At 60.6% G+C, this 15164-nt stretch carries 17 protein-coding genes; 11 read left to right on the top strand and 6 right to left on the bottom strand.

Annotation, left to right across the window (positions count from 1 at the left end):
• Window positions 1–25: 25 nt before the first annotated feature.
• Together QHC67_RS03315 and QHC67_RS03310 are read right to left on the bottom strand one after the other, a co-directional pair.
• Window positions 26–508: a DUF1465 family protein gene (locus QHC67_RS03315; RefSeq protein ID WP_319290942.1), complete on the bottom strand. Its 483-nt coding sequence runs from the start codon at window positions 506–508 to the stop codon at window positions 26–28.
• 115 nt (window positions 509–623) lie between these two features.
• On the bottom strand, window positions 624–821 hold the full coding sequence (locus QHC67_RS03310; protein ID WP_319290939.1) for a YdcH family protein: 198 nt from the start codon (window positions 819–821) through the stop codon (window positions 624–626).
• A 174-nt stretch (window positions 822–995) separates the two neighbouring features.
• Here QHC67_RS03310 and QHC67_RS03305 point away from each other — a divergent pair, with 174 nt between their 5' ends.
• Window positions 996–1154 carry a YdcH family protein gene (locus QHC67_RS03305; protein WP_319290936.1) on the top strand — a complete coding sequence of 53 codons (159 nt, stop codon included), beginning with the start codon at window positions 996–998 and terminating at the stop codon, window positions 1152–1154.
• Between the two features lie 91 nt (window positions 1155–1245).
• On the opposite strand, the gene QHC67_RS03300 is transcribed toward QHC67_RS03305, so the two are convergent.
• The 3 genes from QHC67_RS03300 to QHC67_RS03290 form a co-directional block, all read right to left on the bottom strand.
• On the bottom strand, window positions 1246–1629 hold the full coding sequence (locus QHC67_RS03300; protein ID WP_319290934.1) for a PilZ domain-containing protein: 384 nt from the start codon (window positions 1627–1629) through the stop codon (window positions 1246–1248).
• 63 nt (window positions 1630–1692) lie between these two features.
• The gene (dksA, locus tag QHC67_RS03295) at window positions 1693–2157 is read right to left on the bottom strand and encodes an RNA polymerase-binding protein DksA (RefSeq protein ID WP_319290931.1); all 465 of its coding nucleotides are present in this window, start codon (window positions 2155–2157) and stop codon (window positions 1693–1695) included.
• Window positions 2158–2773: 616 nt separating this feature from the next.
• Window positions 2774–3391, bottom strand: coding sequence for a hypothetical protein (locus QHC67_RS03290; RefSeq protein ID WP_319290929.1), 618 nt, complete (start codon window positions 3389–3391; stop codon window positions 2774–2776).
• A 171-nt stretch (window positions 3392–3562) separates the two neighbouring features.
• Here QHC67_RS03290 and serS point away from each other — a divergent pair, with 171 nt between their 5' ends.
• The 3 genes from serS to QHC67_RS03275 all read left to right on the top strand — a co-directional run bounded on the left by serS (window position 3563) and on the right by QHC67_RS03275 (window position 6724).
• Complete coding sequence (serS, locus tag QHC67_RS03285; RefSeq protein ID WP_319290926.1) at window positions 3563–4840, top strand: serine--tRNA ligase; 1278 nt, start codon at window positions 3563–3565, stop codon at window positions 4838–4840.
• 12 nt (window positions 4841–4852) lie between these two features.
• The gene (surE, locus tag QHC67_RS03280; RefSeq protein WP_319290923.1) at window positions 4853–5617 is read left to right on the top strand and encodes a 5'/3'-nucleotidase SurE; all 765 of its coding nucleotides are present in this window, start codon (window positions 4853–4855) and stop codon (window positions 5615–5617) included.
• Between the two features lie 90 nt (window positions 5618–5707).
• On the top strand, window positions 5708–6724 hold the full coding sequence (locus QHC67_RS03275; protein ID WP_413818480.1) for a potassium channel family protein: 1017 nt from the start codon (window positions 5708–5710) through the stop codon (window positions 6722–6724).
• Here the strand turns inward: QHC67_RS03275 and serB are convergent.
• Entirely contained in the window at window positions 6721–7608 is an 888-nt protein-coding gene (gene serB, locus QHC67_RS03270) for a phosphoserine phosphatase SerB (RefSeq protein WP_319290918.1), read from the bottom strand. The two genes, QHC67_RS03275 and serB, sit on opposite strands and share 4 nt — an antisense overlap.
• Between serB and miaA the strand changes: the two genes are divergently transcribed.
• The 7 genes from miaA to leuA all read left to right on the top strand — a co-directional run bounded on the left by miaA (window position 7607) and on the right by leuA (window position 15154).
• Window positions 7607–8551, top strand: a complete 945-nt coding sequence (miaA, locus tag QHC67_RS03265) for a tRNA (adenosine(37)-N6)-dimethylallyltransferase MiaA (RefSeq protein WP_319290915.1) — start codon at window positions 7607–7609, stop codon at window positions 8549–8551. The two genes, serB and miaA, sit on opposite strands and share 2 nt — an antisense overlap.
• A 195-nt stretch (window positions 8552–8746) precedes the next feature.
• A complete protein-coding gene (ilvB, locus tag QHC67_RS03260) occupies window positions 8747–10468 on the top strand; it encodes a biosynthetic-type acetolactate synthase large subunit (protein WP_319291110.1) in 1722 nt (573 codons plus the stop codon).
• 10 nt (window positions 10469–10478) lie between these two features.
• Entirely contained in the window at window positions 10479–10832 is a 354-nt protein-coding gene (locus QHC67_RS03255) for a hypothetical protein (protein ID WP_319290913.1), read from the top strand.
• Window positions 10832–11347 carry an acetolactate synthase small subunit gene (gene ilvN / locus QHC67_RS03250; protein WP_319290910.1) on the top strand — a complete coding sequence of 172 codons (516 nt, stop codon included), beginning with the start codon at window positions 10832–10834 and terminating at the stop codon, window positions 11345–11347. Before QHC67_RS03255 ends, ilvN begins: the two co-directional genes overlap by 1 nt.
• Before the next feature lie 61 nt (window positions 11348–11408).
• The gene (ilvC, locus tag QHC67_RS03245; protein WP_319290907.1) at window positions 11409–12428 is read left to right on the top strand and encodes a ketol-acid reductoisomerase; all 1020 of its coding nucleotides are present in this window, start codon (window positions 11409–11411) and stop codon (window positions 12426–12428) included.
• A gap of 111 nt (window positions 12429–12539) precedes the next feature.
• Window positions 12540–13166 carry a YceI family protein gene (locus QHC67_RS03240; protein WP_319290904.1) on the top strand — a complete coding sequence of 209 codons (627 nt, stop codon included), beginning with the start codon at window positions 12540–12542 and terminating at the stop codon, window positions 13164–13166.
• Window positions 13167–13477: 311 nt separating this feature from the next.
• A complete protein-coding gene (gene leuA, locus QHC67_RS03235) occupies window positions 13478–15154 on the top strand; it encodes a 2-isopropylmalate synthase (RefSeq protein WP_319290902.1) in 1677 nt (558 codons plus the stop codon).
• The last annotated feature ends 10 nt before the right edge of the window (window positions 15155–15164 follow it).

Below are 15164 nucleotides of genomic sequence, written 5' to 3'. Positions count from 1 at the left end.
TTCCAGATTGCGCCAATCCGCTGCTTCAAAGAGAGCGCGCCAGCCGATCGATCAGGGCGTGAGTAGGACTGCGCGCGTCGCCCGGTGCTCCCGATCTGCCCGCAAGCATCCTCGCCTCGAACCGCGCGACACGATCGTACAAGTCCATGCTCGCATTGATAAGGGACCGCGCTGGGAAGGGAAATTGGCTGATGCCGTCAGCTTCTGTCGCTGCGGCTTCCCCCAATCGAAAACGCTCGTCCGCCAGAGCGTCGCTGTCAATCTCGCCACGCTGCCACGCGCGATGCGCCAGCAGCCAGGCGATGACATGCATCAGGCGCGTGGTCACCTTGAGCGACTCGCAGGAGAAGAGGATGCGGGCCATCGGCTCCAGAGCCTCGCGGTCCGCAGCCCCGGCCCTGTCGAAATAGGCCCGCGCTTCGTCAGCCATGACCATTGCTTCGACATACAGGCTGTCGACCAGCCGCCGGTGCAATCCGGCATCCAGACCGTGTAACTTTGAGTGCATAACGCACCGTGGCACAGGCGCAGCGCCTTGTCAGTCGCGATGTGATGGGACTGCGGGGTCAGTTCGGGGTTGTGTCATTTCGGATCGGTTTGGCGCAGCCAGCCGCTTGTCCGGCCTAAGCGATGATGTCAGGTATCAGCGTATCCTCAAGCGCCGCAATCTCATCGCGCAGCCGCAGCTTGCGCTTCTTAAGTCGGGCCAACTGTAACTGATCCCCGGTGCCGCTATCCGACAGGGCCAATATTGCTGAGTCCAGATCGCGGTGTTCGATTCGCAAGATTTCCAGCCTGCGCATGATGTCTTCAGGGTTCATGAGGTCATCATTGCCCAACCCATCTTCGCGTGCAATGCGTGTTGCTGTTCAGAAGCGAATTGCAGGCCGTCGCAAATTGGCCCGCATCGGTCGCAGCGCATGAAATCGCACGAGACAGGCGCCCAGAATCATGATTTATTCCGAGATCCGGCACATTGAGTGAAGGAGACCAGTATGGACAACAGCCACATCTCTGCCCTGCAAGCCAAACATGCGGGAATCGAAGCGCGGATCAAAGCTGAAATCAGCCGACCGATGCCTGACACCGCATTGTTGGCGACACTCAAAAAGCGGAAGCTCCGCGTCAAGGAAGAGCTGTCAGCACCTCATTGAATGCCTGCCTGTGCGCTGGTCCCCGGTCTACCGGGGTCCAGCCATGCAGCCCTTAACATATTTTGCAAAGTTCGTCGAATACGACCTTGGTTCAGCGGCGCAAGCGGGATGACTGAACTGGAGGACGCAGATACTCCGGCAGCGTTCCACTAGTACCGCCAGTATTCGCGACCGGACGGCGCGCCAGCTTCGGGTCGATGGGCGCGTCGAAGTTGACGCCGATCCGATCGCCTTTTGCCCATGCAATCGTGCCCTCGACATTTCCGACGCCGCGCAGCTTCATCGAAACCCGGTCGCCGGACCCGAACGGATTTTCGCAATCCGCCATCAGCCCATTCGCTGAGAGGTTTCTGACACGGGCATTGCCCAGATCCTGCCCATCAGGCGCAGTCAGGACTGTCAGAAGGAAGAGGCTGTCCCGGCTCGATGCGCGTGCAGGCCCCCGCTCTCCCACTTCTTCTTCGCCACTGTTCATAATGCAACTATCCAGATCGAACTTTTCGAAGCTGGACGATAGTCTGCGACAGTGGACGAACGGTTAATCGTCCCGCGAAACCTTCTCGTTCCGCTCGTGGCGCTCTTGCGCCTCGACCGTCATCGTAGCGATCGGCCGCGCCTCCAGCCGCCCCAGCGAAATGGGCTCGCCAGTGACTTCGCAATAGCCATATTCGCCGTCGTCGATCCGTCGCAGGGCCGCATCGATCTTGGAAATCAGCTTGCGCTGCCGGTCTCGCGTGCGAAGCTCGATTGACCAGTCCGTTTCGCTCGATGCCCGGTCATTGAGGTCCGGTTCCCGCAACGGCTCGTTCTGGAGCACGGCAAGCGTCCCCTCGGCCTCGGTCAGTATCTGCTTCTTCCAATCCAGCAAACGCCTGCGAAAATATTCGAGTTGCTGGGGGTTCATGAACTCTTCGTCCGCTGAGGGACGATAATTCTCCGGAAGGCTGACAGGCGATTTTGCCGAAGCGTCCTCGCCGCCTTCCGAATTCACGACCAATGCCATTGAGCTCTCCGACACGAAGGCCAGCACGGGGCGGGAACCCGGCCGCCTAAACAATGATTGAGCGGGCCTATACCTACCGCTTCCTGCGGACACAAGCGCCCTTTAGCGGTTGTCCGAAGCCCCGAATCGTTCCTGCGACAAAAGCCCATGGTGACGATTGCAAGGTTTTAACGCGCCGTCCGCCTTGCTAAGATAATACGAGCGATTGAGACGCCCCCTCGATACTGTGCCGATCCGGGACGTTAACTATCTTTGGTAAGACAAGATCAACTATTTTGGCGGTCCTGCCCTCTGAAAGGCGGTTAATGCCGTTGCAGTTAAGGCTTCTTTTGCGCTTGTTCTCTCAGGAGTTACTTCCTGCTCGATCTCCAGTCGACTGGGCAGGGTATGATGAACAAAAAGAGTGTGAAGCTATGTCGGTTCGGATGGCGCTTGCGAAACTTTGTGCCTGCACCTGCGGGGGAGCGTTGATCGGCGGCGGCGCCGTTCACGTCGCGGAGTCTGCGCGCCCAGCCAATGTGCAGAGCCTCAAGATGGTGAAGCACGCGAAGGTTAAGCGACATGCGCCCCGCACCGTGAAGAAGCGGGTGGTCCGCACCGCGATGAACTGCGCACCTCAAACCGTTACGGTCACCACGCAGAGCCCGCCCATTCCTTTGCCAGCGATGGCGGAAGCACCCTTCGTATCGGGTGGAGGCGGCGGCGGCCCAGTCATCGTCGGTGGGAGCGGCGGCTTCGGTGGTAGCGGCGGTGGATTCTTCGGAGGGTTTTTTGGTGGTGGCGGCAGCGGCGGCGGCGGTGGCAGCGTAGTCGTTTCGTCCACCTCCAGCGGCGGCTCCACCTCGACAAGCGGCGGTTCCAGCAGTTCCGGGGGATCCAGCACTTCTACTGGCGGCGTAAGTTCGACGTCCGGCGGATCGAGCACGTCGACCGGTGGCTCCAGCTCCAGCACATCCACCGGCGGCGTCAGTTCGACATCGTCCTCGTCGGGAAATGTGTCGTCATCGTCTTCCGGTAACGTCTCCAGCTCAACGTCTTCCTCAAGCTTCGGGACGACCAGCAGTTCCTCGTCCAGCAGCAGTTCGTCCAGCTCCAGCTCGTCGTCCTCTTCGTCATCGAGCAGCAGCGGCGGCACAAGCAGCAGCAGCGGCGGCACCGATGTTCCTGCTCCGCCAATGGTGCTGCTCTTCGGCGCAGCCGCCGCAGCGCTTGTCGCCCGCCGACGCTTCGCCAAGAAAGCGCAAGCCGACGCCACCGCAGCAGGCTGACCAAACAAGTCCGGGGGGAGAAAGGGCGGTTCTGCGGGAGCGGACCGCCCTTTCTATTTTCCTAGCTGTAAGTTTCACATACATACCAGCGCCAGCAGGGTTGCACCGCGTACTGCCGGACGGCATAGGGGCAGCCCATGCATGACATCCGCGCCATCCGGGACAATCCCGCCGCCTTCAACGCCGCTCTGGCCAAGCGTGGGCTTGACGCTCTATCTGCTGAAATACTCGCGGCGGACGAAGCGCGCCGGGCGATCGCGACTGAACTTCAGGTCAATCAGGCACGTCGCAACGAAGCCAGCAAGGCCATCGGCCAGGCCATGGCGGCCAAGGACAGTGCCCGCGCCGAAGAGATCAAGGCCGAAGTCGCCGCGCTGAAGGCTCGACTGCCGGAAATGGAGCAGCAGGATCGCAAGAGCGCCGAGACACTGGACGCGCTCCTGCTCGCTATACCCAACCTGCCCGCCGACGATGTGCCGCAGGGAGCCGATGAGAACGACAATGTGGAAGTCAGCCGCTGGGGCACTCCGCGCGCGTTCGACTTTGCGCCCCGCGATCATGCGGACTTCGGACCGGCCCTCGGCCTGGACTTCGAAAGCGCCGCCAACATGTCCGGCGCGCGTTTCGCTGCCTTGCGCGGCCCCCTTGCAAGGCTCCACCGGGCCCTCGCCCAGTTCATGCTCAACACGCAGACGGGCGATAATGGCTATGAAGAGGTCAACCCGCCGCTGCTCGTTCGTGATGAAGCGCTCTACGGCACGGGGCAGCTGCCCAAGTTCGCCGAAGACCTGTTTCGCACGACCGACGGCCGCTGGCTGATCCCCACTGCGGAAGTCAGCCTCACCAATCTCGTCCGCGAACAGATCGTGCCGCTCGACACCTTGCCCCTCCGGTTCACGGCCCTCACGCCCTGCTTCCGTTCCGAGGCCGGATCGGCAGGCCGGGACACGCGCGGTTACATCCGTCAGCATCAGTTCGAGAAAGTCGAACTCGTCGCGATCTGCCCGCCCGATCAATCCGAAGCCGAGCATGAGCACATGACCGCGGCGGCCGAACGCATTCTCCAGGCACTGAACCTGCCGTATCGCAAAGTGCTGCTCTGCACCGGCGACATGGGCTTCGCCGCCCGCAAGACCTACGATCTGGAAGTCTGGCTGCCCAGCCAGCAAACCTATCGTGAGATCAGCAGTATCTCCAATTGCGGTGACTTTCAGTCCCGCCGCATGAATGCCCGCTTCAAGCCGGAGGGCGAAAAGGCGACACGCTTTTTGCACACGCTTAACGGCTCGGGGCTTGCCGTCGGTCGGACGCTCGTGGCGGTGCTGGAAAATAACCAACAGGCCGATGGCAGCGTCATCATTCCCGACCTCCTCATCCCTTATATGGGCGGCCTCACGCGGCTCGACCCCAAATAATCAAGGCTCCATATGCGAATCCTGCTGACCAATGATGATGGCGTGCACGCTCCTGGCCTGAAGGTACTGGAAAAGATCGCCCGCACTTTGTCGGACGACATCTGGATCATCGCGCCTTCGGAAGAGCAATCAGGCGCAGGGCACAGCCTGACGCTCACGCGGCCCCTTCGTATCCGCAAGCACGGCGATAAGCATTACAGCGTCACCGGCACGCCGACCGACGCCGTAATGATGGCGGTCGGCCAGATAATGAAGGATTGCCCGCCGGACCTGATCCTCTCGGGCGTCAACCGGGGCGCTAACCTTGCCGAAGACGTGACGTACAGCGGCACTGTCGCGGCCGCGATGGAGGGCGCGATTTCGGGTGTTCGATCCATTGCCCTCAGCCAGGTCTACTCCCGCGCCGGAATGGGCGACAACGTTCCCTTCGCCTGCGCCGAAGCATGGGGGGAGAAGGTGCTGCGCCCGTTGATCGCCATGCCGGCAGGCAAGCGAATGCTGATCAATGTGAACTTCCCCGCCATCGACCCTGCCGAGGTCAAGGGCATCCGTGTCGTGCGACAGGGTTTCCATGACATTGACCGGACCAGCATTGTCGAGGGCACCGATCCTCGCGGCTACCGCTATTACTGGTTCGCTCTGGGCAACAGCGATGCCGTTCCCGAGGGCAGCGATCTTGAGGCAATTTCGCAAGGCTATGTGACGGTCACACCCCTGCATTATGACCTTACGCACGACGGGTCGATGTCCGCACTCGCTGCAGCTTTCCAGGATTAAGCTGATCTCGGGGATGGCGTCCCATGGCAAGGATGCTACCATGCGGTCCGTGCCGCTCCGCTTCACTCTGTACCGCTGATGCGGCTCGATATGCGCTCCACCGGGCCCGGCGTGGCGCATTTTCTGCGTCGGCGATCTTCGTTGCCAGCTTGGGCGGACCTTGCCTGGCGTGTTGGGTTGATCCTGGTTCTAATCGCTATCGTGTTGATCATCCATTGGGTCGATCGCGACGGCCTGAAGGACAATCTCGACAACCACATCAGCTTCATCGACGTCCTCTACTTCACCACTGTCACGGTCACGACCGTGGGCTATGGCGATATCGTCCCGGTCAGCCCGCAGACGCGACTGTTCGAGACCTTCATCGTCACGCCGATCCGCCTGTTCGTCTGGTTGATCTTCCTCGGAACGGCGTACAGCTTCTTCCTCCGCAACACGCTTTACAGGTGGCGCATGGCCCGCATCCAGCAAGCACTCGACAACCACATCGTCGTCGCCGGCTTCGGCACCAGCAACAGCGAAGCCGTGCGCGAACTCCTCGCGCGCGGGCATGACCCCCACAATATCGTCGTCATCGATGCCAGCGAAGCGGCCCTTGCCGAAGCGGAAGCCTTGGGCTGCAATATATTGTGTGGAGACGCGACCCGCGATCGCACCCTGATGGACGTTCGCATCGATCGCGCCTGCTCGATGGTCGTATCGGCGGGGCGTGACGATGCGTCGATCCTGATAACGCTGACCGCCCGCCACCTTGCGCCCACGATCCCCATCAGCATCGTGGTCCGTAACGAAGACAACCAGCTTCCCGCTAGGCAAGCGGGCGCAACCACGGTCATCAACCCGGTAAGCTTCGCCGGGCTCCTTCTCGCAAGCAGTTGCACAGGCCACCACATTGCCGACTACATGGCCGATCTCGCTTCCGCAGGCGGCGGGGTGAAGCTGTCGGAACGCACGGTCACGCCCGAGGAAATAGGGAAGCCACTGCAGGCAATTACGACGGGAGTAGCCCTCCGCATTTATCGCGGCAGTCAGCCCATCGGCTACTGGGACTCAGCCGCGAAGGCGTTGCAGGCAGGCGACCAGATCGTGGAAATCCTGCGAGGCTAGGCCGTGGCTTCTACCCAGTCCGCCCGCGCGATCCCCTGCGCATATAGTAAGACGCTCAAGTCGCCATGCACGATCTCCGCGTCCGCAGCAGCACGCGCCTTCTCTTTGGCATGATAGGCCACGCCCAGCCCCGCCGCCTCGATCATCGGAATGTCGTTCGCGCCATCGCCGACCGCCAAAGTCTCCTCCCGCGCAAGGCGGTGCTGCGCCATCGCCGCGCCTAACTCGAACCGCTTGCGCGCCGCATCGACTATGGGCTCCTGCACGGTGCCCGTCAGCTTGCCCCCTGCGATATCGAGGACATTGGCGACCGCCGTGTCAAAGCCGATCTCCGCCGCCACCGGCCCTGTAAAGCGCGTAAATCCGCCTGACACCAATATCGCCCGAGCACCCCGCGACCGCATCGTCCCGACTAGCGCCTTCGCCCCCGGCATGATCTTCACGCGCTCGGTCCGGCACTGGTCGATTACCGCATCGTCCAGCCCCTTCAGCAGCGCCACCCGCTCCCGCAGTGCCGCTGCAAAATCCAGTTCGCCCTGCATCGCCCGCTCGGTGATCTCGGCTATCTTGTCCTTGATCCCGGCGTAATCGGCAAGTTCGTCGATGCACTCGACCGTGATCATCGTGGAGTCCATGTCCGCGACGATCAACTTCTTCTCCCGCGATGCGACCGGCTGCACGATCACGTCGACACCATGACCGACACCGGCCAGCGCCGTACGCGCAGCCACCGGATCGGCGGCAAAGAACAGGTCCGCAGCCTTATCCGCATCGATCCACCGATCTTCGCCGGGCACGCACCCCGCTGCCAGCAACCGATCGCGAGCCTCTGCAATATCCCCCTGCCCGATTGCGGCACTTGCCACTAAGGTCGCAACGAACATGGACACTCCCGATACAGATCAAACCGGCGAATCCCGCCCGCCGCTGGCGCTTATTGCCGGGCCGACCGCAAGCGGCAAGAGCGCGCTTGCCATCGCATTGGCTGAACGCAGCGGCGGCATCGTCATCAACGCAGACGCGAGTCAGGTCTATCGGGATCTCGCCATCCTGTCGGCAAGACCTTCATCCGACGACATGGCACGCGCGCCGCACCGTCTGTTTGGCCATATAGACGGCGCGGAAGCCTGCTCCGCCCCGCGCTGGGCCGCCGAAGCAAAGGCGGAGATCGCCTCCGCCCATGCAGCGGGGAAACTGCCGATCCTGGTAGGTGGAACCGGCCTATATATCCGTACCCTCCTGGACGGCATCGCGCCTGTGCCCGAAATAGCGCCGGAGATCCGCGCCACCGTGCGTGCCTTGCCTGTCGCCGAGGCGCATCAGGCCCTCGCAATGGAAGATCCTGCCGCCGCCGCACGGCTCGCGGCTGCGGACACCACCCGCGTGGCCCGTGCGCTCGAAGTCGTACGTTCGACAGGACGCACCCTTTTTGACTGGCAGGCTCATAAGGAAGGCGGGATCAGTGACAGTGTTGCGCTGCGTCCCTTGATCCTCTTGCCCCCGCGTGACTGGCTGATCGCCCGTTGCGACGCACGTTTCGACCTCATGGTCGAACAAGGGGCGCCAGAAGAGGTTCGCACCCTGATCCAGCGTGAACTCAATCCGCTTCTTCCCGTCATGAGAGCAATCGGCGTCCGGGAAATCGCCGCATGGCAAGCTGGCGAAATAGAGTTCGCAGCTATGCTCGAACGCGGCCGCCTGGCTACTCGACAATATGCCAAGCGGCAGTCCACCTGGTTTACCAACCAGCCGCCACCTCACTGGCCGCGGCACTTCAGTGAAATAAATAACAAAAAAATTGATGATCTGGCAACTTTATTACGCTAGGCGCTGTTGACAACATATTTACATACCATACAGGGCAGCACGTAGGACGGGCTTGTCTTCCACTCACGACTGGCCCATGGCGCATAGGAACATAGCAGGAGATTTGACGTGGCCGACTTCCAGGCCGTTGCGCAGGCGGAATATGGCACGGGTACCCCCCACTCTGAACAACGGCGTGAGCGTAGCGGCGCCGATATCCTATGCGAATGTCTGGTGGATCTGGGCGTGGAAGTCGTGTTCGGCTATCCCGGCGGCGCGGTCCTGCCCATCTACGATGCGCTGTACGCCCATCCCAAGATCAGGCACATCCTCGTTCGCCATGAACAGGCCGCGACGCACGCCGCCGAAGGCTATGCCCGTTCGACCGGCAAGCCCGGCGTCGTTCTGGTCACCTCCGGACCCGGTGCGACGAACGCGATCACCGGCATCACCGACGCACTGATGGATTCGATCCCAATGGTCGTGATCACGGGGCAAGTCGCTACCCACCTGATCGGCACGGACGCGTTTCAGGAAGCGGACACCGTTGGCCTGACGCGCCACTGCACCAAGCACAACTATCTCGTAAAATCGCCGGCGAAGTTGGCCCATGTTATCCACGAGGCCTTCCACATCGCCACATCCGGCCGCCCCGGCCCTGTAGTTATCGACATCCCGAAGGACGTTCAGGTTGCCACGGCGCCTTATGGCCGCCCTGAGACTATCGATCATCCAAGTTATCGCCCGAGCTTCAAAGCCGATCCGCGCCTGATCGAGGCCGCTGTCGATATGCTGATGGCGGCAGAACGTCCCATCCTGTACACTGGCGGCGGCATCATCAATTCGGGACCTGAAGCTTCATCACTTCTCCGCGAACTCGCCGCCATGACGGGTGCGCCTGTCACTTCGACCCTGATGGGCCTTGGCGCTTACCCGGCCTCCGGCGAGCAGTGGCTCGGCATGTTGGGCATGCACGGGACCTACGAAGCGAATTTCGCGATGAACAAGTCCGATCTGATCCTCTGCCTCGGCGCACGGTTCGACGATCGCGTGACTGGCCGCATCGATGCCTTCTCGCCTGACAGCAAGAAGATCCACGTCGATATCGACCGCAGCTCCGTGAACAAGAATATCATCGCCGACCTTGCGGTCATCGGCGACGTAGGCAGCGTCATGGCGGAAATGATCGCCCTGCTGAAGAAGCGCGGATATGCCAAGCCCGACTCCAGCGAATGGTGGGCCCGCATCGCAGGTTGGCGCGCGCGTCGCAGTCTCGATTTTGTCGAGACCGGGGAAGAGATCATGCCGCAACGCGCTATCGCCGATCTCTATGGAGCGACGCGTGATCGGAATGTCATCATCACGACCGAAGTCGGCCAGCATCAGATGTGGTCGGCGCAGCACTTCCATTTCGATCATCCGAACAAATGGCTGACGTCGGGCGGCCTCGGCACGATGGGCTATGGCCTGCCCGCCGCGATCGGCGCGCAATTAGGCAATCCCGACGCATTGGTCATCGACATTGCAGGCGACGCCTCGATCCAGATGAATATCCAGGAACTGGGCACCGCGACGCAATATCGCCTGCCGGTCAAGATCTTCATCCTCAACAATGAATATATGGGCATGGTCCGGCAGTGGCAGGAGCTGACATATGAAAGCCGCTATTCAGAGAGTTACAGCGATAGTCTGCCAGATTTCGTGAAGCTCGCCGAAGCCTATGGCTGGACCGCGCTGCGGATCGATACGCATGAGGAATTGGCGGCAGGCATCCGCAAGATGATCGATACGCCCGGCCCGGTGTTGGTCGACTGCCGCGTGGCGAAACTTTCCAACTGCTTTCCGATGATTCCCTCGGGCGCGTCCCATACGGACATGTTGCTTGACCCGACGATGGTATCGGGCACGATGGACGACGAAGCGAAGGCGCTGGTTTGAAAGAAACCATGTGACCAACCACCTCAAGCTTACTGTCCACGTGAACGAACCATGGGACTTTGAACGCCAGACCGGCGTTCAGGAGCTTACCGGCTGGACCGTTGATTACGAAGACGAAACGAATGGGGAGTGGGAAGTGACGCTGCATCAGGGGTTCGACTATCACGGGCGGCGTTTCGCCCGATTGCTGGTCAGCCCCCGTTATGTCGGGGAACACCTCTCCCGCATATTCGATGCGGTCGTAGGTTTCCCCGTCCGGATAGCGCACCGCAGTGGCGACGGCGGATGGCATTATGCCTTTGCAGGCATGCTCTCGGTCGAACGCGACTACCAAGACAAAGACGATAACGAAGAGACGGTTTGATGCACATTACTGAGGAACCGAGCGAACGGCACGTCCTGTCGCTGACCGTCGCCAATGAAGCAGGCATCCTTGCGCGTATTGCCGGCATGTTCACGGCCCGCGGCTACAATATCGAGAGCCTGACTGTGGCCGACATCACGCAGGATCACTCTATCAGCCGCATCACTGTCGTGACCAACGGACCTCCGCGGATCATCGATCAGATCATGGCGCAATTGGACCGTCTGGTTCCCGTCCACAGAGTCGTAGATCTGACCGAGGCAGGCCCCTATGTCGAACGTGAACTCGCCCTCGTAAAGGTTGCAGGCACTGGCGACCACCGCATCGAAGCCCTGCGCCTAGCCGAAGTGTTTCGCGCCAAGGTGGTCGATACGACGATCGAAAGCTTCATTTTCGAGATCACGGGCACCACCGAGAAGATCGACACCTTCGCAGGTCTCATGCGGCAGATCGGCCTTGTGGAAATCGGCCGCACCGGCGTGGTCGGCCTGATCCGGGGCAAGGACGCCATCTGAATTCGCCCGTTTGGGCATCCACTTCGCACTCCATCAAGCTTTAAGAGGAAAGACACTTATCATGCGCGTTTATTATGATCGTGATGCGGACATCGGCCTGATCAAGGGCAAGAAGATCGCTATCGTCGGCTATGGTAGCCAGGGCCATGCTCATGCCCAGAACCTGCGTGACAGCGGCGTCAGCGAAGTCGCAATTGCCCTGCGTCCCGGTTCCGCCACTGCGAAGAAGGCGGAGGACGCGGGCTTCAAGGTGCTGAGCAATGCGGACGCGGCTGCGTGGGCCGACATCGTGATGATCCTCGCGCCCGATGAGCATCAGGCTGCGATTTACGCTGACGACCTGCACGCCAACATGAAGCAGGGCGCAGCGCTTGCTTTTGCCCACGGCCTCAACGTCCATTTCGGGCTGATCGAACCGCGCGCCGATCTCGACGTCTTTATGATCGCGCCCAAGGGCCCTGGCCATACCGTCCGCAGCGAATATGTGCGTGGCGGGGGCGTCCCTTGCCTCATCGCCATCGCGCAGGACGCGACGGGCAACGCGCATGACGTTGCACTTTCCTACGCGTCGGCCGTCGGCGGCGGCCGGTCCGGTGTCATCGAAACGACTTTCAAGGAAGAGTGCGAAACCGACCTGTTTGGTGAGCAGGCCGTGCTGTGCGGCGGGCTGACGCACCTCATTCAGGCAGGCTTCGAAACGCTTACTGAAGCGGGCTACGCGCCCGAAATGGCTTATTTCGAATGTCTTCATGAAGTGAAGCTGATCGTCGACCTGATGTATGAAGGCGGCATCGCCAACATGCGCTATTCCATCAGCAACACTGCCGAATATGGAGACATCCACACCGGGCCGCGCATCATCACCGATGAGACGAAGAAGGAAATGAAGCGCGTTCTGGAAGACATCCAGTCGGGCCGTTTCGTCAAGCGCTTCATCCTCGACAACCGCGCCGGTCAGCCCGAGTTGAAGGCCAGCCGCAAGCTGGCTGCAGCCCACCCGATCGAACAGACAGGCGCTCAGCTCCGCGCCATGATGCCCTGGATCGGCGCGAACAAGCTGGTGGATAAGGATAAGAACTGATCTTCTGATGAAACGCTGAGTTGCAGATCAATTCCGTTTTGCAACTGGAATGTTGTAGGGACGTCGCTTATTGATGGCGACGTCCTTTTTTGTCTGAACTGGAGATAGCCGATGCATAAGACCTTGCTCCCCGCCGCCGTCGTCGTCGCACTGCTCGGCAGCGCCGCGGTGATCGCCCAGAACGCTCCCGCAAAGCCTGGTTCGTCCAATCCTGCACTCGTGACCGGCGGCAACTATGCTGTCGACTCGGGTCACACGCAGATCCTGTTTGCCTATGATCACATGGGCTTCAGCAACAATATGGGTTTGATCTCGGCGCCTACCGGCACGTTGACCCTCGACCCGAAGAACCCGACAGCGGCGAAGGTTTCCATCACGATCCCCATTGCCAATCTTCGGACTGGCATTCCGAAACTCGACGAGCATCTGATGAAGTCCGAGTTCTTCGACAGCGCTAAGTTCCCGACCGCTACTTTCGTTTCTACTGCCGTGAAGGTTGAAGGCACGACCGCCGATATCAGCGGAAATCTGACGATCAAGGGCATCACCAAGCCGGTGGTTCTGGATGCCGCCTTCTACGGCGCAGGCAAGGGCGTGCCGCAGATGGGCGGCAAGGAGAATGTCGGGTTCAACGCTACGACCGTTATCAAGCGCAGCGATTTTGGCATGGGCTATGGCGTGCCGATGGTCGGCGACGAGATCGAGTTGAAGATCGCGGCGGCTTTCCAGAAGGAATAATGATGGGCAAGGGGAGAGGTGGGAATCACTCTCTCCCCATCCTTCCGCGACATCGACCCACGCCGCGCAAATGACAAACAATTCGCCGTCCTGTAAAAAAACGGCTGGACCTTTTTAACCACTTTCCCTTACAAGCAGCCCATCATGCAGCGCGCGCTTCTTCCCCTGCTACGACTTACACGCCCTTAGGCGTGTGTATTGCGCTGCTTCTCGTTTAAGAGCAGCTCCAAACGCCTGAGGGCTCTCATCGCAAACGTCGAAGACCAAGGCCGAGCGTCTTTACGCCGCCGCAGGAAGAAGTGCCAAATTCCATGATGCTTATCGACCCTTCACAGAAGTACCGCCCGTTTCCTCAGGTGGATTTACCCGATCGCCAGTGGCCCTCCCGCACCATCACCCATGCCCCACGCTGGTTGTCGACTGACCTTCGCGATGGCAATCAGGCCCTGATCGACCCGATGAATGCCGAGAAGAAGCAGCGCTTCTTCGATCTTTTGCTGAGGGTTGGCGTGAAGGAAATCGAGGTTGGCTTTCCTTCTGCGGGAGCGACCGAATTCGATTTCATAAGGGGCCTGGTGAGGTCGGGCACGATCCCTGACGATGTCACTATCCAGGTACTGACACAGGCCCGCCGTGATCTTATCGAAAAGAGCTTCGAGAGCCTGCAGGGCGCCCGCTCTGCCATCGTCCATGTCTATAATGCAGTTTCCCCCGCATGGCGGCGGATCGTATTCGGAATGGAACGCAGCGAGATCAAGCAGATCGCCATAGACGCCGCCAAAATCCTGCGGGACGAAGCCGCCAAGCAGCCGAACACGGACTGGCGCTTCGAATATTCGCCTGAGACCTTCTCGACTGCGGAGTTGGATTTCAGTCTGGAGTGCTGCGAAACGGTGATGGACATCCTTCAGCCCACCGCCGACAAGCCACTGATCCTGAACCTCCCCGCTACGGTGGAAGCAGCGACCCCCAACATCTACGCCGATCAAATCGAGTGGATGTGCAAAAACATCAGCAAGCGCGATCATGTTGTCATCTCCCTGCACCCGCACAACGATCGGGGCACGGGCGTGGCCGCCGCGGAACTTGGCTTGATGGCGGGCGCGGACCGCGTAGAAGGCTGCCTGTTTGGTAACGGAGAGCGTACCGGCAATGTCGATCTCGTCACGCTGGGCCTGAACCTCTACACGCAGGGCGTGCCGCCGGAACTGGACTTTTCGGATGTTGACGACGTGATCCAGACCGTTGAATATTGCAACCAGCTTCCCGTTCATCCGCGTCATCCTTATGCGGGGGAACTCGTGTTCACGGCCTTCTCCGGAAGTCATCAGGACGCGATCAAGAAAGGCTTTGCCGCGCAGGAAGCGCGTAACGACGACATCTGGGACGTGCCTTATCTTCCGATCGATCCCTCAGATCTCGGCCGCAGCTATGAGGCGGTCATCCGCGTCAATTCGCAGTCGGGGAAAGGCGGCGTCGCGTGGGTGCTGCAGCAGGATAAGGGCTTGAAGCTGCCCAAGCGTATGCAGGCCGACTTCAGTCGCGTCGTGCAGGACGTCGCCGACAGCACCAGCCGTGAACTCGTTGCAGCCGACATCTGGCAAGCATTCGAACGGCATTATGCCCTCGGCTCGGACCAGCCTTATAAGCTACTTGAATATCAGGAGACTGGGCCCGCAGGGGATCGCGTGTTCATCGGCAAGATCGGTCATGAGGGCGGCGAGCGCAGCATATCGGGGCGCGGGAACGGCCTGATCTCGGGTGTTTTGAATGCCCTGCGCGAAGAACTTGGCATCGACATGGATGTCGTCGATTATAGCGAGCATGCGATCGGCGTGGGTTCGAGCGTCAACGCCGCGGCTTATGTCGAATGCCGCACACCCGACGGCCGCACGGTGTTCGGAGTAGGTATGGATGCCGACGTTGCAACGGCTTCCGTTCAGGCCGTGCTTTCGGCCGCGAATGGATTGGCCGCGCATCGAAACTGACGACGGTGGG

The sequence above is a fragment of the Sphingobium sp. genome (assembly GCF_033795625.1).
GTDB lineage: Bacteria > Pseudomonadota > Alphaproteobacteria > Sphingomonadales > Sphingomonadaceae > Sphingobium.
This window is presented reverse-complemented; position numbering and strand designations above follow the sequence as displayed.

Bases quoted from the DNA above. Each gene is read 5' to 3' on its own strand.
- dksA (WP_319290931.1), bottom strand. From the start codon at position 2,157: ATGGCATTGGTCGTGAATTCGGAAGGCGGCGAGGACGCTTCGGCAAAA.
- QHC67_RS03300 (WP_319290934.1), bottom strand. From the start codon at position 1,629: ATGAACAGTGGCGAAGAAGAAGTGGGAGAGCGGGGGCCTGCACGCGCA.
- leuA (WP_319290902.1), top strand. From the start codon at position 13,478: ATGATGCTTATCGACCCTTCACAGAAGTACCGCCCGTTTCCTCAGGTG.
- QHC67_RS03240 (WP_319290904.1), top strand. From the start codon at position 12,540: ATGCATAAGACCTTGCTCCCCGCCGCCGTCGTCGTCGCACTGCTCGGC.
- serS (WP_319290926.1), top strand. From the start codon at position 3,563: ATGCATGACATCCGCGCCATCCGGGACAATCCCGCCGCCTTCAACGCC.
- serB (WP_319290918.1), bottom strand. From the start codon at position 7,608: ATGTTCGTTGCGACCTTAGTGGCAAGTGCCGCAATCGGGCAGGGGGAT.
- ilvN (WP_319290910.1), top strand. From the start codon at position 10,832: ATGCACATTACTGAGGAACCGAGCGAACGGCACGTCCTGTCGCTGACC.
- miaA (WP_319290915.1), top strand. From the start codon at position 7,607: ATGGACACTCCCGATACAGATCAAACCGGCGAATCCCGCCCGCCGCTG.
- ilvC (WP_319290907.1), top strand. From the start codon at position 11,409: ATGCGCGTTTATTATGATCGTGATGCGGACATCGGCCTGATCAAGGGC.
- QHC67_RS03310 (WP_319290939.1), bottom strand. From the start codon at position 821: ATGAACCCTGAAGACATCATGCGCAGGCTGGAAATCTTGCGAATCGAA.
- QHC67_RS03275 (WP_413818480.1), top strand. From the start codon at position 5,708: ATGCGCTCCACCGGGCCCGGCGTGGCGCATTTTCTGCGTCGGCGATCT.
- QHC67_RS03305 (WP_319290936.1), top strand. From the start codon at position 996: ATGGACAACAGCCACATCTCTGCCCTGCAAGCCAAACATGCGGGAATC.
- QHC67_RS03315 (WP_319290942.1), bottom strand. From the start codon at position 508: ATGCACTCAAAGTTACACGGTCTGGATGCCGGATTGCACCGGCGGCTG.
- surE (WP_319290923.1), top strand. From the start codon at position 4,853: ATGCGAATCCTGCTGACCAATGATGATGGCGTGCACGCTCCTGGCCTG.